Raw genomic sequence first — 18,221 nt, forward strand, 5'->3', positions numbered from 1 at the left:
GCACGGGTACGCCCTGGCAGGGTACGGTCAATGCCAACAGATGTGCCGGCAGTCAGGGGCCGGAATCTAGCGACACGACAGGTCGTGTCGGCGAAGGCATCACCTGCTTGCATGGATAATCAGGTTCGAGGAGGAGAGAAACGGTGAGCGAGAACAAAGACCCGGGTTACCAGGAGACCGCGGCCGAGACGACGTCGGTCTTCCGCGCGGATTTCCTGAACGAGGTCGACGCGTCGCGCTCCGGAGAGCAGGCCGGCGAACAGCCGGTCCAAGGGGTCGAGGGTCTGCCCGTCGGCGCTGCCCTCTTGGTCGTCAAGCGGGGCCCGAACGCGGGCTCGCGCTTCCTGCTGGACCAGCCGACCACGTCGGCGGGCCGCCACCCCGACAGTGACATCTTTCTCGACGACGTCACGGTCAGCCGCAGGCATGCCGAATTCCGGCAGGACGACGATTCGTTCCAGGTTGTCGATGTGGGCAGCCTGAACGGCACCTACGTCAACCGGGAACCGGTGGACTCCTCGGAGCTGCAGAACGGGGACGAGGTGCAGATCGGCAAGTTCCGGTTGGTGTTCCTGACCGGACCGAAGGCGTCGGCGTCCGATTCGGCAGCGGGTGCGGGCGGCCTATGAGCACGCCGGCGCTGGGGCTGATGACGAATATGACCGTCAGTAAAGGCTCAGTGCTGTGACCGGTGCGGCGCAGTGGGCGCGCGGGGGCATGTCGATCGGCTCCGTGCTCGACCTGCTGCGACCTGATTTTCCGGATATCACCATCTCCAAGATCCGATTCCTGGAATCGGAGGGGCTGATCCGGCCGGAGCGCACGCCGTCGGGGTACCGCCGTTTCTCGGTGGCCGACTGCGAGCGGCTCCGGTTCGTGCTGACCGCACAGCGCGATCAGTACCTGCCGTTGAAGGTGATCAAGGAACAGTTGGAGGCGATCGACAGCGGCGCCGCGACGCTCGGGGTGCGGGAAGCCCGTGCCCGAGCGCATTCCGGCCGCGTCGGGGTGCCGGAATCCGGTCTGGCAACGGATTCCGGGCACACCGATACCGAGCCGAATGGGCGAGTTCCGCGTAGGCTCGGCGTCGTGCCGGGTGAGATCTCGCCGGATGAGCTCCGTTTCGATCATGAAATCCGGCTCACCCGTGCGGATTTGCTGGCGCAGGCCGAGATCGATGAGAAGTTCCTCAACGACCTGATCCGGGCGAATCTGATCACGCCGGGCGCCGCGGGCTTCTTCGACGCCGATGCGGTGACGCTGGCGAAGACCGCCCGGTCGATGTCCGAATTCGGTTTGGAGGCAAGGCATTTGCGTGCCTTCAAACTCGCCGCCGATCGGGAGGCCGCGCTGGTCGCGCAGATCGCCGCCCCGATCGCGAAGAGCCGCGACGCCGACGCGCGGGCCAGGGCCGAGGAGACGGTGCGTGAATTGGCCGCGCTGTCGCTGAACCTGCACGCCGCACTGGTGAAGGCTTCGGTGCGCGCCGCGCTCGGCGGCTGAGGTAAGGCCGACATCCGAACGGCTATGCGGTGCCCGGAATTCCGGACTCGAGGCGCTCGGAATTCCGGCCTCGGATAACCCCTCGACAACACGCCGGTTTCGGGGATGTACACGGATCGCTGCACCCATCCGAGTTCGCCTAGACTCGTGGTACGGCGAGCCCAGCAGGCGGTGATGCCGGGCGGCTGGTGAGGATTGGGAGGCATGGCGATGAGTGAGATGCGCGTTATCGGCATTCGTGTCGAGCAGCCACAGAACCAGCCCGTGCTGTTGCTCCGTGAGGTGGCAGGTGATCGGTATCTGCCGATCTGGATCGGGCAGGCCGAGGCGACCGCGATCGTGCTCGAGCAGGAGGGGGTGACCCCCATCCGCCCGCTGACCCACGACCTGATCAAGATCCTGATCACCGAGCTGGGGCACACCCTCAAGGAGGTGCGGATCGTCGATCTGCAAGAGGGCACCTTCTACGCGGATCTGGTTTTCGAGAACGATCTGCATGTCTCGGCGCGGCCGTCGGATTCGGTAGCGATCGCCTTGCGGGTCGGTTGCCCGATCTATGCCGAGGAGCCGGTGCTGGAGGAGGCCGGGCTGGTGATGCCGGACGAGCGCGAGGACGAGGTGGAGAAGTTCAAGGAGTTCCTGGAATCGGTCTCCCCGGACGACTTCAAGGCGACCGACAGTTAGTCCGCCGCCACACCGCATCCCGGCCACCGTGCCGGGATGCGGTGCTGTTTACGGCTCCGCGCTCGCCCGATTCCGGTCCGGTGCGCGGGCTCCAGGCGAAATGCACAAGCTCTCAAGCAAGGGTCTAGACTTTTACCGCGCGTCGCGTTTGGTCGGATGATGCCGCTCCCAGGACAATCGAGGGGAGTAATCTCGACAGTTGGGCCACGTCCGTTTTCGACTACCGATACGTGGTCGGCACGGAGCCGGGTCATCGATGAGGCTAGGCGTCGGCGAAGCAAGGGAGTGGTCAGTGGCAGAGCAATCGCAGGGCTTTGAGGTACAGCCAGGCCTGTTCCCGGACGACTCGGTGCCCGACGATCTGGTCGGCTACCGCGTCCCAAGCGCATGCCAGGTGGCCGGGATCACCTACCGGCAACTCGATTATTGGGCGCGTACCGGTCTGGTGGTGCCGTCGATCCGCGGGGCCGCGGGTTCGGGCAGCCAGCGGCTGTACTCGTTCAAGGACATCCTGGTGCTGAAGATCGTGAAAAGGCTGCTGGACGCGGGCATTTCACTGCAGAACATCCGCATCGCGGTGGACCATCTGCGCAGCCGCGGCGTACAGGATCTGGCGGGTATCACGCTGTTCTCGGACGGCACCTCGGTGTACGAGTGCACCTCGCCAGAGGAGGTCGTCGATTTACTGCAGGGCGGGCAGGGCGTCTTCGGTATCGCGGTCAGCGGTGCGATGCGCGAATTGACCGGCGCCATCGCCAATTTCCCGGCCGAGCGGGCCTCCGTGGCCACCGAGCGCCCGGAGGACGAGCTGGCCTACCGGCGCAAGGCGCGGATGAACCGTAAGACGGGCTAACTGCGCTGGGCACAAGATAATGGGCACAAGGGAATTCAGTCGATGAGCGCGGTCAGTGCGACCGCGCTCTCTGCTGCGTAGTCGTGGTCGATTTCGGAGCGCGTGACGATGCAGTGCTGCGCGAAGCCGGATAGTAGCGCCTGAACCGCCGCCGCCAGCCGCGCGGCCTGCTCGGGGGTGGTGTGCGCATCCGTCGGCGTGGCGCCGGAATCGATGACGCGATCGGTGAGCAGTCGGGTCAGCGCCGGAATCGCCTGCGGCGACTGGGATTCCAGCTCGGCGCGCAACTCGTCGTCGCGCAGCGCGGCGGTCAGCGATTCGAGTTCGAAGGTGAAGCGCTTCCTGGCGCGGCTCGTTCCGGTGTGCCCGAGCATCGCGGCCGCGTAGCCGCGCAGCACCTCGGTGAGCGAGAGCGCCGGATCGGCGAGCGGTTCGAGGGTCGCGTGGAATTCGGTCACCAGCTGCCTGGTCGCGGCCACCAGCAGGGCCCGTTTGCTGCCGAAGATCGAATAGACCGCGCCGGTGGTGAGACCCGCGTGCTCGGCCAGCGCGCCCAGCCGCGCCGCCTGGTAGCCGTGTTCGGCGATGTCGGCGATTGCCGCGTCTATCAACGCTTTTCGATTCTTCTCCGTTATCTCGGCACGTCGCATCGAGTTATGATAACGCGATTATTCAAGTAATCACATTATCCGTTGATGCGCCCTGTTCGCCGGTGCGCTCGAGCGAAGCGTGATAACGTCATTATTAAAATAACAGAATTATCTGAAGGGTCGAGATGACCGGGTTGGACGAAGTCGGCAGGATCGCCGGATCGGTGGACCGCATCGGATCGTTTCCCACGGTGGACGAGCTGAATGCCTACATCGACCAGCTGGCGCTCGCGTATCCGGGCCGGGTGGCGGTCGCCGAGATCGGCACGTCCCGCAACGGTGATCCGATCCGCTCGGTCCGCGTCGGCTCGGGGGAGCGCCGGATCGCGGTCTTCGGCAATCCGCATCCGAACGAGCCGATCGGCATGGCCACCATCCGGCATCTGCTCGGCAGAATGATCGCCGACGAGGCGCTGACGCTCGGTGCCACCTGGTATTTCGTACCGTGCGTCGATCCGGATGGCACCCGGCTGAACGAGGGCTGGTTCGCGGGGCCGCTCACCCGCACCCGGCTGGCGCGCGAGTTCTACCGGCCCCCGGTGACCGAACAGCCCGAATGGGCGTTCCCGGTGGTCTGGCGGGGTGCGACGATCGGTGCGCCGCTGCCCGAGACCAGGGCGCTGATGACGCTGATCGACGAGGTCCGGCCCGCGCTGATCGCCTCGCTGCACAATTCCGATTTCGGTGGCGGCTTCTTCTACACCTCGGGCGGGGACGAGTCGTACTGGGCCGAGCTCACCGAACTGCTGACCGCGTCCGGGATTCCGGTGCACGGCGGCGATCCTGACGCGCCAGGCGCCAAACGGTGGACCACCGGCGTCTACCAGGTGCCGACCTTCGAAACCATGGCCGAGACGCTGGTCGCCGCCGGAGTGGAGCCGGTGGCCGCGCTCGGTGGCGGCGGCTGCCGCGACTACGGCGCGAAATACGGTGCGGCCGTGCTGGTTTGCGAGGTGCCGCTATTCCTGGACGCACGGATCACCGATGACACCCCAACCGATCGGGTGCTGCGCGAGGTCAATGCCGAATGCGCCGCCGCGTATCGCGAGCTGGCCCGGGTCGGCGGCGCGGTGCTGGTGGGCGTCGCCGCGGAACTGACCGGCGCCAGCCCGTTCGAGCGCGCGGCGCGCGCCATGGTGACCGCGCTGCCCGGCATCGCCGAGGTGAAAGAGGCCGCGCCGGACCAGGATCGGTTCGCGACCCGCGGCGAGGCATTCACCGAGGAGTACTCCTGGCTCGGCATGTTCCGGTTGCGGCTCGGCGGCCTGCTGCTACGCCTGCTCGACGGGTTGATCGCCGAGGGCAGCACCGCGGCGGTCACGGAGCGCGCGCGATTCGGGGCTATCTTCGACGGCTGGTGCGCCGAGATCGAGCGGCGCGCGCCGGGCGAGCCGGTGCCGGTGGAGCGGCTGGTCGCGATCCAGGCAAGTGCGATCGTCACGGCGGCACTGCGCCTGCGCGACGGTCTGCCGATTTGAATCGCTGTCTCGGCGTCGTTGGAATGGCGGGTGAACGGCGTGGGAGGTGCTGCGGCGCTTCGGGCGGACCTCGGCATCCGACGGAAAAATACAGTGACGCACGCGACACAGGTTGCCCCGAGCGAGTGGAATTCCGGACGCTCGGCATAAACTGGCGGTGCGTCGTACGTCGCGCGGGAGAGTTCCGGACCTCCACAAGAAGTCCGGGCGCCGAAGGAGCAGCACCTCCCCGTCAATCTCTCAGGCAACAGGGACCGTGCGGACTTCGACGCCTCTGGAAAGCGGTGGCCCGCAAGCATATGCGGAGTCGCCCGCCCATGGGGAAAGGGATAGCTCCCGAATCTCTCAGGCGCCCACGACAGAGGGGGAGGGCTGGTACCCGTCGACCCCTGCGGTCGACCCGCCCGACCATTGGGAGCTGCCGTGACCCGTTCCTTCGCCGACCGCCACATCGGACCCGACCGGTCCGAACTCGACACGATGCTGCCCGTGGTCGGCGTCGGCTCGCTCGACGAGCTGGCCGCCGCCGCGCTGCCCGCCACCATCCTGGACGGCTCCGGACTCGCCGCGCTGCCACCCGCGGCGACCGAACACGAGGTGCTCGCCGAACTCGCCGGCCTCGCACACGCCAATACCGTCGCCACCTCGATGATCGGGCTCGGCTACTACGACACCCTCACCCCGCCGGTGCTGGTGCGCAACCTGCTGGAGAATCCGGCCTGGTACACCGCTTACACCCCGTACCAGCCGGAGATCAGCCAGGGCAGGTTGGAGGCGCTGCTCAACTTCCAGACCATGGTCTCGGACCTGACCGGTATGGACGTGGCGAACGCGTCCATGCTCGACGAGGCCACCGCGGCCGCCGAGGCGATGACGCTGCTGCGGCGGGCCGGGCGATCCAAGTCGGCGCGGCTGGTGATCGACACCGACCTGTTCCCGCAGACCAAAACGGTGCTGTACACCAGGGCCGAACCGCTCGGCATCGAAATCGTCGAGGCCGAGCTGGCCGATGGCGGCCTGCCGGACGGTGAATTCTTCGGTGTGCTGGTGCAGACGCCGGGCGCGTCCGGCCGCGTCGTCGACTGGACCGCGGTGATCGCGGCGGCGCACGAGCGCGGCGCGCTGGTGGCGGTGGGCGCGGATCTGCTTGCGATGACGCTGATCACGCCGCCGGGTGAACAGGGCGCCGACGTATGTTTCGGCACCACACAGCGTTTCGGTGTGCCGCTCGGCTTCGGCGGCCCGCACGCCGGTTATCTCGCGGTGCGCCAGGCGCATGCGCGGCAGCTGCCCGGCCGCCTGGTCGGCGTTTCGGTGGACGCCGACGGCGATGTGGCCTACCGCCTCGCGCTACAGACCCGTGAGCAGCACATCCGGCGCGAGAAGGCCACCTCGAATATCTGTACCGCACAGGTACTTCTGGCCATCGTCGCCGCCATGTACGCGAGCTACCACGGCGCCGACGGGTTGCGTGCCATCGCGCGCCGGGTGCACGGGCACGCCGCGGCCATCGCGAGCGGACTCGGCGAGGCGGTGCGGCACGACAACTTCTTCGACACGGTGCTGGTCCAGGTGCCGGGCGTGGCGGAAGCCGTTGTCGCCAAGGCGAAGTCGCGCGGCATCAACCTGCGGCTGGTGGACGCCGATCACGTCGGCGTCGCCTGCGACGAGGCGACCACCGCGGCGCATGTCGCGGCCGTACTCGAATCCTTCGGCGCGACAGTGCCTTCCGGCCCGCCGGAGGCCGGCGCGGTGGTCGAGACCCGGACCTCGGAATTCCTGACCCATCCGGCGTTCACCCGGTATCACACCGAGACCGCGATGCTGCGCTATCTGCGTTCGCTCTCGGACAAGGATATCGCCTTGGACCGCAGCATGATTCCGCTCGGTTCCTGCACGATGAAGCTGAACGCCACGGCGGAGATGGAGGCCATCACCTGGCCCGGCTTCGCGCGGGTGCATCCGTACGCGCCGGTCGACGACGCCCCCGGCCTGCTGAAAGTCATTGCGGACCTGGAGAATTGGCTTTCGGCCATCACCGGCTACGATTCGGTGAGCCTGCAGCCGAACGCGGGCAGCCAGGGCGAGTACGCGGGCCTGCTTGCCATCCGCCGCTACCACCTGGATCGCGGTGACGCGCACCGCGACACCTGCCTCATCCCGTCCAGCGCACACGGCACCAACGCGGCGTCGGCGGCGATGGCCGGTCTGCGGGTGGAGGTGGTGAAGTGCCGCGACAACGGCGATGTCGACCTCGACGACCTGCGCGCCAAGATCGCCGACCACGCCGACCGGCTGGCCTGCATCATGATCACCTACCCGTCCACCCACGGCGTGTACGAGCACGAGGTGGCCGAGCTGTGCGCGCTGGTGCACGAGGCGGGCGGCCAGGTGTACGTCGACGGCGCGAATCTGAACGCCCTTGTCGGACTTGCCCGTCCGGGTAAATTCGGCGGCGACGTCAGCCACCTGAACCTGCACAAGACCTTCTGCATCCCGCACGGCGGCGGCGGGCCCGGCGTCGGCCCGGTGGCGGTGCGCGCGCATCTGGCGCCGTACCTGCCCGGCGATCCGCTGGAGCGGGATTCGCACGCGGTCTCGGCGGCGAAGTACGGTTCGGCCTCGATCCTGCCGATCACCTGGGCCTACATCCGGATGATGGGCGCCGACGGCCTGCGCAGGGCCAGCCTCTCGGCGATCGCCTCGGCCAACTACATCGCGCGCAGGCTCGACGAGCACTTCCCGGTGCTGTACACCGGCGAGAACGGGATGGTCGCGCACGAGTGCATCCTGGATCTGCGCGAGATCACCAAGCAGACCGGCGTCACCGTCGACGATGTGGCAAAGCGCTTGGCCGACTACGGATTCCACGCGCCCACCATGAGCTTCCCGGTGGCGGGCACCCTGATGGTCGAGCCCACCGAGAGCGAAAACCTGGCCGAGCTGGACGATTTCATCGATGCGATGATCGCGATCCGCAAGGAGATCGATCAGGTTGGCACCGGTGTCTGGCCGGCGGAGGACAACCCGCTGCGCGGCGCGCCGCACACCGCGGCCTGCCTGGTGGGTGAATGGGACCACCCGTACAGCCGCGAAACCGCCGTCTACCCAAGGGGTCTCGGGCACGCGCGGGCCAAGGTGTGGCCCGCGGTGCGCCGGATCGACGGCGCGTACGGCGACCGGAACCTGGTCTGCTCCTGCCCGCCGCTGGACGCCTACACGGAGTGAATCGTGTTCCGGCGCGCGGCTTCCCTTCCGTGCGCCGGAACGCTCACGTTCAGGCGGCCACCGCCTCGGCGTAGGTGTTCGCCATACCGGGCCAACCGCCCTCGCCGCCGACGCTGTCGCGCATGGCCTCCCAGCCCTTGCCGTGGTTCTCGAATTCCGAATGGACCAGCGTCACCGCGGTGCGGCCGGGCTCGAGCGGTTCGAAGGTGACATCGACCCGGCTGGCCCGTGCCGGATCCGGATCGTGCTGCCAATCCAGGCCGATCTCCCAGGAGAAGGCGAAGTGGCGCGGCGGATCCCACACCAGCACGGTGCCCCATGCGCATTCGGTGCCGTCGGCCTCGCGGCCGAAACACCGCCCGCCCGCGCGCGGTTCGACGACCTCCTCGGCGAGCTGTCCCTTGCCGATGTGATGGCCGCGGGGCCACCAGCTGTCGATGCCCGTGGTGAACACCTCGTATGCCCGTTCGGGCGGAGCGTCGACGGTGAGTTCGACGCGAATCTCCTTGTCGCTCAACTGCTGTGTCATTGCTGGTCCTTTTCTCGCTGGTTCACCTGTTGCTGAAAGGCCGACATGGCCGTCGACCAGAACTGCGTGAAGTACGCCCGGAGCGCGTCGATGCCCTGCGGATTCAGCCGGTACACCCGCCTGGTGCCGATCGCCTCGTCGATCACCAAACCGGCCTCCTTGAGCACCTTGAGGTGCTGCGATACCGCCGGTCTGCTCACCGGCAGTTCGCTCGCCAGTTCGCCGACCGCGCACGCGCCCTTGCCGAGCCGCTCGAAGATCGCCCGCCGGGTCGGGTCGCCCAGCGCGTCGAGCGCCTTGTCTCGGTAAGCCTCCACGAACCGTAAGTGTAGACTTACGGATATGGGTTGTCCAGGGCGCGCGGCGGGTGTGTGCGCGGTTTACGGCTTGGTCAGCGCGTTGACCACGGCGGTGCCGAACGCGATGTCGTCGGAGGAGGCCAGACGGGTGTATGCGCCATGGGTCCGCTGGGCGAGCGTCTGGAGCGTGTCGGTGCCCTGGCCGCCGATCACGATGACGTCCACCCGCACCGGATGGGCCGGATCGGTGGACGCGGCGATATCGGCGAGCAGTTTGGCGCCGGTGACGGGGGAGTCGTCGTTCGGGCCGTCGGTGATGAGCAGGATCGAATTCGTCCGTCCCGCCGTGTAATTGGTGATCGCGCTACGATACGCGGCGACCAGCGTCGGATACGCCTGATCCCCCTTGAGTTCGGCGGCGTGCACGGCGTTGAGCGCGGTGGTGATGGATGCGCGCTGCTCCGCGGTGAGCGGCGCGGTGGCCACCTGCACCTTGTACGGCGTGGTGCCGTCGAGGTTCTTGCCGTAGGTCCAGATGCCGAGGCCGAAATCCGGCGGCATCACGTTGATCGTGGAATGCAGTGCGCCGATGACGTTGGCGAGTTTGGTGGCCGAGCCGTCGGTGGCGGACATCGATGCGGAGACGTCGAGCAGCACCGTCGACTGCACGCCGAGCACCGGGTTGGCCAGGGTGGCGCGCACCTTGTCCAGCGCGGGGCGCGGCGGCACCGGGACATTCGGCGCGGGCGCCGCGAATCCGGCGGCGGTGAAGGCCTGCGCCTGTTCGGGGGCGCGCAAATAGTCGGCGAATACGCCCGCGATGAGGTTCTGCGTCTTGTCCACCCACGGGCCCGACATCACCGCGGCCGGGTAGTCGGCGACCGGCGCGGCGCCCGCCGGTTTGAATTCCGCCGGTCCGGCAAGGGCCTTCACCTGCTGCTCGGTGGCGGCGACGGCGTGGATCGGGGCGTTCTGCGGTTGGCCGCCGCCGGCGAGCGCGATGAGCGCGCCGGAGGTGTCGGTCGAATCGGGTGCGTTCGCGGCCAGCCCGGAAATGGCGGACACCACCTGCCCGGACTGCGCGGCCGCCTCGGACAGCGGATCGGCCCCGGACACCGCGGAGCCCACCGCGGCGAGCGCGGCGACGGTGGCGTCGCCCTGCGGCAGCGCCAGCCGCAGCCCGGACCAGCCGGGCAGGCCGATATCGCTCAGCGACCCCTGTTGCAGCCTCGGCAGATCCGACCAGGTGATCTTGGCCTGCTCCAACGCCTTTCGGAGATCATCGGGGACCGCGATGACGATCGGGCTCGACGCCACGGAGGCCGGGGCGCCCTCGATGAGCCCGGGCACCCGCATCGATTCGATCGAGCGGCCGGAGTCGGCGATCCACAGCGCGGGTTCGGGTCCGAGCGCGGGATCCCACGGCTTGCCGGAGGTGAAGGCGGCGACCATACCGGCGGACGGTCGAGCCGTCACCTGTACCTGCGCGCAATGGTCGCGGACCTTCGGCTTGGTCGCGTTGTATTTGTCCGCGGCGGCGCGCACCGGACCCGCGATATCCGGATCGACGGTGACGTACAGCGTCGCGGGCCCCTCGACGCATTCGGCCGCGGCCGACCGGTCGTTGTTCGCCGCCTGGTCCCGCAACCAGAACCAGCCGAAAACCGCCACCGCGAGTAGCAGAATGGCCACCACTGCGATAACCGGACCTTTGCTGATACCTCGGGACCTGGCTCCGCTGCGATGTGTGCCCACGGTGCAACAGTGTAGGTTCACCCACCATTAGCGGATCGGCCGAGTGGCCCGTGCCGAGCGGATCCTCGGCGCGCCGCCCCCCGAATCGCCGGATGGCGCGCCGCGCTCATTCGCGGATCATCTTCCCTCGGTCGAATTCGTGCCCGCCCCACACACCGGACTGGCCGGTGCGCGCGGCGAATTCGAAACATCCGGTGCGGATCGGGCAATCCGCGCAGATCTTCCTGGCGTACGCGAAATCCTGCGACGGATACGGGAACCAGGCCTCGTGGTTCGGGTCGCCCCGGCAGGCCGCGCGATGCCAGCCGCCGCTGTCGGAGAGCGGGAGCAGGTCGGTCAGTGCCGGTTCGGCGAGGGTGGTTGTCGGTGCGGAGATCATGGCGTACCTCTCCTTTCTCCGGTTCAAGTGGCCGCGGCGAGCTGTTTCCAGATGCGCCGCTGGGTCTTCGCGAGGTGATTGGGTGCCTTCGGTTCCCAGAGCAGCCGCATCCCGGCCTCCTCCGGGGTGCGGTCGGCCTTGGCCGTATTGCACGGCGCGCAGCAGGCGACCAGGTTGCTCCAGGTGTTGGGGCCGCCCCGGCTGCGCGGCCGGACGTGGTCGACCGTGCGGGCCCAGCCCGCGCAGTAACCGCACCGGTGGTTGTCCCGGCGCAGCACGCCGGCCAGGGTGGCCCGGCTTTCGTCGTGCGGGCGCACCACATGCTTCAGGTAGACGTAGCGCAGCAGCCGGATGGTCTCCGGCAACACCAGCTCGAGGTGCTGGGAACGGATCGGGAAGCGCGGCTCGCGTTCGGCGATGGTTTCGGCGGCCCCGGCCAGCAGCAGCACGATGGCGCGTTCGGCCGGAATCTCGTCCAGCGCTTCGTAACTGGCGTTGAGCACCAGCACCGGGGTGTTTATCCAATTGTCGACGGTCAGCACCGCGGGTGCGGCGGCACGATGAAAGATCATGGGAATCACCATGTTTCGAAGAGAATTGAGCGAAAGTGGGTGTCGGGCCGGTCAGTTATCGGCGAAGCCGAGATCGGGCCGGCGGTCGCGGCATGAGTCGTTCATCGATTGCCGCGACGCGATACGCTCTCGGGCAATGTTTTTCACTGGTTTCAAAACCGCTTCCTCCTTCCCGGTGCTCGGCATTTCCGGAAAACCCTCTGCTCAGCGACCACCGCGCGACGCGGTGATCTTCGTCGAAACCCATGGTGGCACAGCGGCCCGCCGTTGTCGGGTCATTTTTTGACCGGCCCGTGACCTGGTCCGGAACGCGTCGAGGCCCCCTTCGGAAAGGGGGCCTCGATGGTGAACGCTCAGTCGACGAACGCGACGACGCGGGCGGGCGCCGCGCTGGTGCCGATCAGTTTGATCGGGAAGAAGCCGACGGTGAATCCGGTCGGCGGCAGCTCGGCCAGGTTGTCCATCTGCTGGACGATGAACGCCTCCTTGTCCCGGATGGCGTAGTGGCCGTCCCAGATGTGGCTCGGGTCACCGGTTTTCCGGTAGGCCTCGACCATGGCCGGGATCGGCCGGTCCCAGCCGATCGCGTCGGTGCCCAGGATCTTCGCGCCCCGGCCGGTGAGGAAGCGGGTGCCGTCGCCGGACATCCCAGGGTAGTCGAAGTACGCGGGATCGCTGATAGCGAATCGCTCCTGCCCGGTGCGGATGAGCACCGCGTCGCCGGGACGGATATCGCGCCCGGTCGCGTCGATCGCGGCCGCGAGCGCGTCGACCGGAATCGCCTCGCCCGGCCTGGCCCACTCGCGGACATCCAAAACCATGCCGGGTGCGAGGAGTTCGGACAGCTCGATCTGGTCGATGGTGCGGGCCGGGCGACCCTCGCTGACGCTGCCGGAATGCCATGGCGCGTCGACGTGTGTGCCGCAGTGGGTGCCGAATTGGTTGAGCATCTCGCCCGCGCTGCCCTCGCCGCCGGGCAGATCCTCGGGACCGCAGCCGAAATACCGCATGAGCATGTCGCGCCCGGCTCCGGTGTGGGTGTACCACTCGACGGTCGGACCGACGATCATGGCCAGCTCGGGTGTCGGCACCGCATCGCGGAAGGCGGGGTCGATGGGGTAGGTGAGATCGATGAGGCGCGTCATTGCGGACCTTTCTGTGTTGAAATGCGGGCCCTGAGTTCGGTTTTCAGGACCTTGCCGTATCCGTTGCGCGGCAGGCCGGTGACGAAGTGGTAGTCCCGCGGGCGCTTGTAGCGGGCCACCCGGGCCAGACAGAACGAATCGAGTTGAGCGGCCGTGACTTCGGCGGCCGCGACGATGAAAGCGACCGGTAGTTCACCCCATTCGGGATCGGGGCGGCCGACCACCGCTACCTCGGCGACGGCCGGATGGGTGAGCAGCGCCTCCTCCAGCTCGCGCGGATAGATATTGGAGCCGCCCGAGATGATCAGGTCCTTGGCGCGGTCGACGAGGGTGAGCCTGCCCGCGGCGTCGAACAGGCCGAGATCGCCGGTGTGCAGCCAGCCGTCGCGCAACGCCGCCGCGGTGGCCTCCGGGTTACGCCAGTAGCCCGCCATCACCGTGTCGCCGCGCACCACGACCTCGCCCACCTCGCCGGGCGACAGGAATGCGCCGGAGGCGTCGACGATTTCGACCTGCACGCCGGTGCGGGCCCGGCCCACCGGCATGAGCTCGCCGCCCGGCGGGATATCGCGGTGCTCCTCCGGGGTGAGATGGGTGATGGTGCACGGTGATTCACCCTGCCCGAAGGCCTGCCAGAGTCGTTGCGGGCCGAAGCGTTCGACCACCCGGCGCAGATCGTCCGCATAGGTCGGCGCGCCGCCGTAGAAGATGCGCCGGATCCGTGGGATCAGCTCGTCGGCGAGCAGATCCGGATCGAGCAGGCGGCGCAGAATGGTCGGCACGGCGAAGAAGGTCGCCGGGCCGAATGCCGTCAACGCCTCGGAAAGTGTTACGGCATCGACGATTCCGTCGCGGGGGAGCACGTTGGGGCGGCCGCGGGCGACGGTGACGATGCCGAACAGCCCGCCCGCGTGCGACATCGGGGTCAGATGCAGCAGCGCGGCCTCGCTCGCATCGCCGAGATCGGCGAGTGCGCTGAGCGTCGCGGCGACGAGATTGCGGTGGGTCAGGATGGCGCCCTTGGACTTTCCGGTGGTGCCGCTGGTGTAGAAGAGCCAGGCCGGATCGCCGGGCGCGACCGATGCCGGAGGCTGTCCATCGCCGTATTCGGCCGCGTCCGCGCACAGTTGGTCGATGTCTACGCAGGTCACCCGCTCGGGCGGGGCGATATCCCGTGTGGTGACGCAGAGTTCGGCGCCGCTGTCGGCGATGAGCTGTTCGAATTCGCGCGGGTGCAGCCTCGGGTTCATCGGAACCACCACAAGCCCGGACCACCACGCGCCGAACAGAACCGCGAGATAGTGCGGCGTATTGGACATGGCGAGCGCGACGCGGTCGCCGGGTCCGAGATGGTGCGCCTCGGCGAGGTAGCGCCCGATGCCGCGGGCGGTCGCGGCCAGTTCGGCATAGCTGTACACCACATCGCCGCCGTGGCAGATCGCGGCCGCCTCGGGCGTGCGAGTGGCCGAATTATGCAGTAGCACTGCGATATTCATGGTGCCTCCAGAATCGTGACCGCGGCCGCGGCCTCCTCGACGCCGAGGAAGCCGCCGCCGTTCTCGGCGAGCCCGATGCGCGCGCCCGCGACCTGGCGGGCGCCTGCCTCACCGCGCAATTGGGTGACGAGCTCGTAGAGCTGGCCGAGTCCGGTCGCGCCGATCGGATGGCCGTTGCATTCCAGGCCGCCGGAGGTGTTGACCGGCAGCCGCCCGCCGAGCGCGGTCTCGCCGCGGGCGGCGGCGTCCGGATCGGCCAGGCCGAGGAAACCCGTCTGCAGGATTTCGCCCGCCGCGGTGGCATCGTGCACCTCGGCCAGCGCGATATCCGCCGGCCCGATTCCGGCCTGCGCGTAAGCGATTCGGGCCAGCCTGCGGCCGATATGGTCCGCGTCGTCGCCGGGCTCACGTTCGGTGGCCGAGGCGACGACGCTGGCCCGCACCCGCACCGCCCGCTCGTTGTCGAAGCGGGAACCCTTGCGGCACAGCAGGATCGCGGCCGCACCGTCGCCGATCGGCGCGCACATCGGCTTGGTCAGCGGCGCCGCGATCACCCGGTCGGCGAGGATTTCCGCGACGGTGAGCGGCTTGCGGTAGGTGGCAAGCGGATTCAGCGCGGCATGGCCACGATTCTTGGCGGCGACCGCGGCTAATTGTCGCGGTTCGAGGCCGTGATCGCGGGCGAGGGCCGCATAGATCGCCATGAAGACGGTTCCGTCGCCGAGCCGGACGCCGAGCCTCTCCAGATCCCGGTCGCGGTTCGCCACATCGATACCACCGTCGAAAAGGTGTGCGGCGGTGGAGCGATCGGCGATGGAGAGCTGTTCGACGCCGATGGCCAGCGCGACGTCGACCTGACCGGCGCGGATCGCGGTGTGGGCCAGATGGAATGCGGACGCGCCACTGGCACACGCGTTTTCGACATTGAACACCGGAACCCCGGCCAATCCGGTATCCCGTAGCGCGACCTGTCCGCGGATGGTGTGCTGCCCGGTGGTCGCGCCCTGGCCTGCGTTGGCGAAATACACCGCGCCGATATCGGTGGGGTCCGCACCCGCATCGCGCAGGCAGGCGGTGAGCGCTTGCCGGGTCAGCTCGCCGAAACTCCGGTCCGGGAAACGCCCGTACGCGGTGCGCGCGGCACCGGCGATGCGCACCTCGGTCACGACGCGTCCTCGCTGGCGCTCGGCCGCGTCGCGACCGCTGGTGCTGTGCCCATGGTTCCCTCGCTTCGCTCGGTCACAGCGCGTCCTCGCTGGCGCTCGGCCGCGTCGCGACCGCTGGTGCTGTGCCCATGGTTCCCTCGCTTCGCTCGGTCACAGCGCGTCCTCGCTGGCGCTCGGCCGCGTCGCGACCGCTGGTGCTGTGCCCATGGTTCCCTCGCTTCGCTCGGTCACGGATTCACCTCGCGCGCAACACCGACCCGATTGCGCAGCACGCCGATGCCATCGATCTCCAATTCGACTGTGTCACCCGGCGACAGTCGTCGTCCGGCATCGAATCCGGTGCCGGAGGCCACGGTTCCCGATACGATGACCTCCCCGGCGACCACGCCCCGGCCGATCCGACTGAACTGGGCGACGGCCTCGGCGAAGGTATGCGTCATCGACGCGGTGCTACCGAAGGACACCTGCTCACCCTCGACGCGGGCCCGCATGGTGAGCGCGTACGGATCGGCGAACTCGTCCGCGGTGACCAGACAGGGTCCGAGCGTGGTCGAAAAGTCTTTGGACTCACCGGCTCCCACGCCGGTCCGCATCAGCCTCAGCTGAAGATCCCGCGCGCTCCAGTCATTGCAGATCGTGTAGCCGAAGATGTACCCGGCCGCGTCCTCGGGTGCGATATCGCGCCCGCCGCGGCCGATTACGGCGGCGAGTTCGAGCTCGTAGTCGAGTTCCGTTGCGCCATCGGGTGGTTCGATCACCTCCTCCGGCCCGGTGATGGACAGCGGATCCACCTGGTAGTACAGCACCCGTTGCGCGAACAGCGGATCGAGCGTGAATCGGCCGCTGGCGAGCAGTTCGTCCAGCGCCGCCGCCGGATCTTCCGCGGCCGCGGCCTGTCGCCGGGCCATCTCGCGCAGCGCGGCCGAGAGATGTTCGGTGAACAGCGCGCAGTCGCGCACCCGCGGCGGTCGCGGCAGCGGCGCGCACCATCGCACATCGCTCGCATCGCGAATGGCCTGGGCGGGTCGTTCGGCGACGATGTCGGCGGCCCGCGCCAAGCCGTCGGCGCCCGACTCGATCAGGGCGAGCATCGATCCGAATTCCGGTCGGCCGGGCGCGGCGGCGGCCAGGTCCAGGACGGTTTTGTCCGCGTCGAGCAGGACCGCGAGGTGTTCGCGGCCGTCGGCGCGATAGGTGATGAGGCGCATATGACTCTCCAGTGAGTTGCTTGGACTGCGAGCATATGATTGGACGTGCAACATAGGCAAGGATGTTCAGCATAGGATTTCGGGCATGAGAGAATCCCGGGCATGGCCGGTCGTAGGGAGGAATCATCCGCGGAGAGCCGACGTCGCCTGCTCGACGCGGCCACCGAATTGGTCGCCGAGGTGGGCCCGCGCGGCACCTCCGTACAGGCGGTCGCCGAGCGGGCCGGAATCAGCCGTGGCTCGATCGCCTGGCATTTCGGTTCGAAAGACGGGCTGATCGTCGAGGTGGTGACGCATGCCTTCGCCGCGGCCGAAGCGGAGTACCGCGGGCGCATCGCGGCGGCGGATCCGGCCACGCTCGGCGTACTGCTCGATGCGCATGTGGCCGTTGTCAATTCGCCGATCGGGCGCACCTTCGCCACCGTGCTGCCCGAGGTGCTGCTCGCCCCCGGCCCGATCCGCGACGCATATGTGGCGGGCTACCGGAACAGCAGGCGCTTCTGGATCGATGCGCTCCGGCGGATCGTGGCGGAAAATCCGGGCATGCCCGAGCCGGAGACGCTCGCGGATGTGTTGTTCGGCAGTGCCATCGGCGTCAACGTCATGCACCGGCTGGACGCGGGGGTGGACCCCGGCACCGGCCTCGGCGCACTGCGGCAGATCTTCGAACTAGCGCGCGAACACGCGTAAACCCCTGCGGTAACGCCTATTTCAGCTGCGCCGCCCCGAAGGAGACGTGGAATCGCTGGCACCAGATGGTCGTAGCGGTGAGCTTCGCCAAATCGGCATCGGATGGGATGGCGTAGTTCTGGCTGCCTTTATTGCCCTTCAAGCTGCCCAGGTCTACGTGCGCGGCATCGCCGAAGACGAACCAGCCCGATTTGCCGGGGAGTACGGGTGCGGCGGCCAGCCACACATGCAGATCGGGACCGTCGGAGGTGTCCAGGTTCTCCAGCCGCAATACCCTGCTGCCGTCGGCCAATTGGAGTATCACCGCGGTGCCGGAGGTGCCGTGCTCGTGCGAGACGAACTCACCGCGGGCCAGCGTCTTCGGCTCCGGCGGCGGTTGGGCGCCGCCCGGAGCGCTGGAGATGGTCGGAACCGCCTCCACGACAGTGGTATTCGTGAACAGCCGCCAGGGCTGGAACAGTGCCAGCGCCACCGCCACCCCGGCGACGACCAGCACGGTGAGCGCCCATGCGACCGGTGAACGGAAGATCCTGCGTGCCGAACTCATGCCTCGCCTCTCCGAGTGCGGTCCCTGCTCGGTCATCCG

General features: G+C 68.2%; 18 protein-coding genes and 1 riboswitch. Of the genes, 7 read left to right on the forward strand and 11 right to left on the reverse strand.

The window, feature by feature from the left end:
• Nucleotides 1–143 precede the first annotated feature (143 nt).
• From garA to F5544_RS20720, 4 genes are all read left to right on the forward strand, one after another.
• Nucleotides 144–629: a glycogen accumulation regulator GarA gene (garA, locus tag F5544_RS20705; RefSeq protein ID WP_167474719.1), complete on the forward strand. Its 486-nt coding sequence runs from the start codon at nt 144–146 to the stop codon at nt 627–629.
• Nucleotides 630–717: 88 nt separating this feature from the next.
• Nucleotides 718–1,503, forward strand: coding sequence for a MerR family transcriptional regulator (locus F5544_RS20710; protein WP_167479360.1), 786 nt, complete (start codon nt 718–720; stop codon nt 1,501–1,503).
• Between the two features lie 210 nt (nt 1,504–1,713).
• On the forward strand, nt 1,714–2,187 hold the full coding sequence (locus tag F5544_RS20715; protein ID WP_167474720.1) for a bifunctional nuclease family protein: 474 nt from the start codon (nt 1,714–1,716) through the stop codon (nt 2,185–2,187).
• Nucleotides 2,188–2,443: 256 nt separating this feature from the next.
• On the forward strand, nt 2,444–3,040 hold the full coding sequence (locus F5544_RS20720; RefSeq protein ID WP_167474721.1) for a MerR family transcriptional regulator: 597 nt from the start codon (nt 2,444–2,446) through the stop codon (nt 3,038–3,040).
• A 35-nt stretch (nt 3,041–3,075) separates the two neighbouring features.
• Here the strand turns inward: F5544_RS20720 and F5544_RS20725 are convergent, their stop codons facing one another.
• Nucleotides 3,076–3,690 carry a TetR/AcrR family transcriptional regulator gene (locus F5544_RS20725; RefSeq protein ID WP_167474722.1) on the reverse strand — a complete coding sequence of 205 codons (615 nt, stop codon included), beginning with the start codon at nt 3,688–3,690 and terminating at the stop codon, nt 3,076–3,078.
• 125 nt (nt 3,691–3,815) lie between these two features.
• Here F5544_RS20725 and F5544_RS20730 point away from each other — a divergent pair, with 125 nt between their 5' ends.
• Both F5544_RS20730 and gcvP read left to right on the forward strand, forming a co-directional pair.
• Nucleotides 3,816–5,168 carry a M14 family zinc carboxypeptidase gene (locus F5544_RS20730; protein WP_167474723.1) on the forward strand — a complete coding sequence of 451 codons (1,353 nt, stop codon included), beginning with the start codon at nt 3,816–3,818 and terminating at the stop codon, nt 5,166–5,168.
• Between the two features lie 164 nt (nt 5,169–5,332).
• Nucleotides 5,333–5,435, forward strand: a riboswitch (glycine riboswitch).
• 213 nt (nt 5,436–5,648) lie between these two features.
• A complete protein-coding gene (gcvP, locus tag F5544_RS20735; RefSeq protein ID WP_428847177.1) occupies nt 5,649–8,396 on the forward strand; it encodes an aminomethyl-transferring glycine dehydrogenase in 2,748 nt (915 codons plus the stop codon).
• Nucleotides 8,397–8,445: 49 nt separating this feature from the next.
• On the opposite strand, the gene F5544_RS20740 is transcribed toward gcvP, so the two are convergent.
• From F5544_RS20740 to F5544_RS20780, 9 genes are all read right to left on the reverse strand, one after another.
• Entirely contained in the window at nt 8,446–8,925 is a 480-nt protein-coding gene (locus tag F5544_RS20740; protein WP_167474725.1) for an SRPBCC family protein, read from the reverse strand.
• The gene (locus tag F5544_RS20745) at nt 8,922–9,242 is read right to left on the reverse strand and encodes an ArsR/SmtB family transcription factor (RefSeq protein ID WP_167474726.1); all 321 of its coding nucleotides are present in this window, start codon (nt 9,240–9,242) and stop codon (nt 8,922–8,924) included. Before F5544_RS20745 ends, F5544_RS20740 begins: the two co-directional genes overlap by 4 nt.
• Before the next feature lie 63 nt (nt 9,243–9,305).
• Nucleotides 9,306–10,916: a VWA domain-containing protein gene (locus F5544_RS20750; RefSeq protein WP_167474727.1), complete on the reverse strand. Its 1,611-nt coding sequence runs from the start codon at nt 10,914–10,916 to the stop codon at nt 9,306–9,308.
• Nucleotides 10,917–11,085: 169 nt separating this feature from the next.
• Nucleotides 11,086–11,358 (reverse strand): WhiB family transcriptional regulator, encoded by a 273-nt coding sequence (locus F5544_RS20755; RefSeq protein WP_167474728.1) that lies wholly within the window; start codon nt 11,356–11,358, stop codon nt 11,086–11,088.
• A gap of 23 nt (nt 11,359–11,381) precedes the next feature.
• On the reverse strand, nt 11,382–11,930 hold the full coding sequence (locus tag F5544_RS20760) for an HNH endonuclease (protein WP_167474729.1): 549 nt from the start codon (nt 11,928–11,930) through the stop codon (nt 11,382–11,384).
• Between the two features lie 353 nt (nt 11,931–12,283).
• Entirely contained in the window at nt 12,284–13,075 is a 792-nt protein-coding gene (locus tag F5544_RS20765; RefSeq protein ID WP_167474730.1) for a cyclase family protein, read from the reverse strand.
• Complete coding sequence (locus tag F5544_RS20770; RefSeq protein WP_167474731.1) at nt 13,072–14,571, reverse strand: class I adenylate-forming enzyme family protein; 1,500 nt, start codon at nt 14,569–14,571, stop codon at nt 13,072–13,074. Before F5544_RS20770 ends, F5544_RS20765 begins: the two co-directional genes overlap by 4 nt.
• Nucleotides 14,568–15,737, reverse strand: a complete 1,170-nt coding sequence (locus F5544_RS20775; protein WP_167474732.1) for a thiolase family protein — start codon at nt 15,735–15,737, stop codon at nt 14,568–14,570. The genes F5544_RS20770 and F5544_RS20775 overlap by 4 nt, the downstream gene beginning before the upstream one ends.
• A gap of 227 nt (nt 15,738–15,964) precedes the next feature.
• Nucleotides 15,965–16,945: a fumarylacetoacetate hydrolase family protein gene (locus F5544_RS20780; protein WP_167474733.1), complete on the reverse strand. Its 981-nt coding sequence runs from the start codon at nt 16,943–16,945 to the stop codon at nt 15,965–15,967.
• 102 nt (nt 16,946–17,047) lie between these two features.
• Between F5544_RS20780 and F5544_RS20785 the strand changes: the two genes are divergently transcribed.
• Nucleotides 17,048–17,635 carry a TetR/AcrR family transcriptional regulator gene (locus F5544_RS20785; protein ID WP_167474734.1) on the forward strand — a complete coding sequence of 196 codons (588 nt, stop codon included), beginning with the start codon at nt 17,048–17,050 and terminating at the stop codon, nt 17,633–17,635.
• Between the two features lie 16 nt (nt 17,636–17,651).
• Here the strand turns inward: F5544_RS20785 and F5544_RS20790 are convergent, their stop codons facing one another.
• The gene (locus F5544_RS20790; protein ID WP_167474735.1) at nt 17,652–18,182 is read right to left on the reverse strand and encodes a DM13 domain-containing protein; all 531 of its coding nucleotides are present in this window, start codon (nt 18,180–18,182) and stop codon (nt 17,652–17,654) included.
• Nucleotides 18,183–18,221 lie beyond the last annotated feature (39 nt).

It is taken from the genome of Nocardia arthritidis, from assembly GCF_011801145.1.
Lineage (GTDB): Bacteria > Actinomycetota > Actinomycetes > Mycobacteriales > Mycobacteriaceae > Nocardia > Nocardia arthritidis_A.

Excerpts from the sequence above, each read along its gene's own strand:
- F5544_RS20760 (WP_167474729.1), bottom strand. The coding sequence starts at position 11,930 with ATGATCTTTCATCGTGCCGCCGCACCCGCGGTGCTGACCGTCGACAAT.
- F5544_RS20710 (WP_167479360.1), top strand. The coding sequence starts at position 718 with ATGTCGATCGGCTCCGTGCTCGACCTGCTGCGACCTGATTTTCCGGAT.
- F5544_RS20790 (WP_167474735.1), bottom strand. The coding sequence starts at position 18,182 with ATGAGTTCGGCACGCAGGATCTTCCGTTCACCGGTCGCATGGGCGCTC.
- F5544_RS20785 (WP_167474734.1), top strand. The coding sequence starts at position 17,048 with ATGGCCGGTCGTAGGGAGGAATCATCCGCGGAGAGCCGACGTCGCCTG.
- F5544_RS20740 (WP_167474725.1), bottom strand. The coding sequence starts at position 8,925 with ATGACACAGCAGTTGAGCGACAAGGAGATTCGCGTCGAACTCACCGTC.
- F5544_RS20780 (WP_167474733.1), bottom strand. The coding sequence starts at position 16,945 with ATGCGCCTCATCACCTATCGCGCCGACGGCCGCGAACACCTCGCGGTC.
- F5544_RS20730 (WP_167474723.1), top strand. The coding sequence starts at position 3,816 with ATGACCGGGTTGGACGAAGTCGGCAGGATCGCCGGATCGGTGGACCGC.
- F5544_RS20715 (WP_167474720.1), top strand. The coding sequence starts at position 1,714 with ATGAGTGAGATGCGCGTTATCGGCATTCGTGTCGAGCAGCCACAGAAC.
- F5544_RS20770 (WP_167474731.1), bottom strand. The coding sequence starts at position 14,571 with ATGAATATCGCAGTGCTACTGCATAATTCGGCCACTCGCACGCCCGAG.
- gcvP (WP_428847177.1), top strand. The coding sequence starts at position 5,649 with ATGCTGCCCGTGGTCGGCGTCGGCTCGCTCGACGAGCTGGCCGCCGCC.
- F5544_RS20755 (WP_167474728.1), bottom strand. The coding sequence starts at position 11,358 with ATGATCTCCGCACCGACAACCACCCTCGCCGAACCGGCACTGACCGAC.
- F5544_RS20725 (WP_167474722.1), bottom strand. The coding sequence starts at position 3,690 with ATGCGACGTGCCGAGATAACGGAGAAGAATCGAAAAGCGTTGATAGAC.
- F5544_RS20765 (WP_167474730.1), bottom strand. The coding sequence starts at position 13,075 with ATGACGCGCCTCATCGATCTCACCTACCCCATCGACCCCGCCTTCCGC.
- F5544_RS20720 (WP_167474721.1), top strand. The coding sequence starts at position 2,444 with ATGAGGCTAGGCGTCGGCGAAGCAAGGGAGTGGTCAGTGGCAGAGCAA.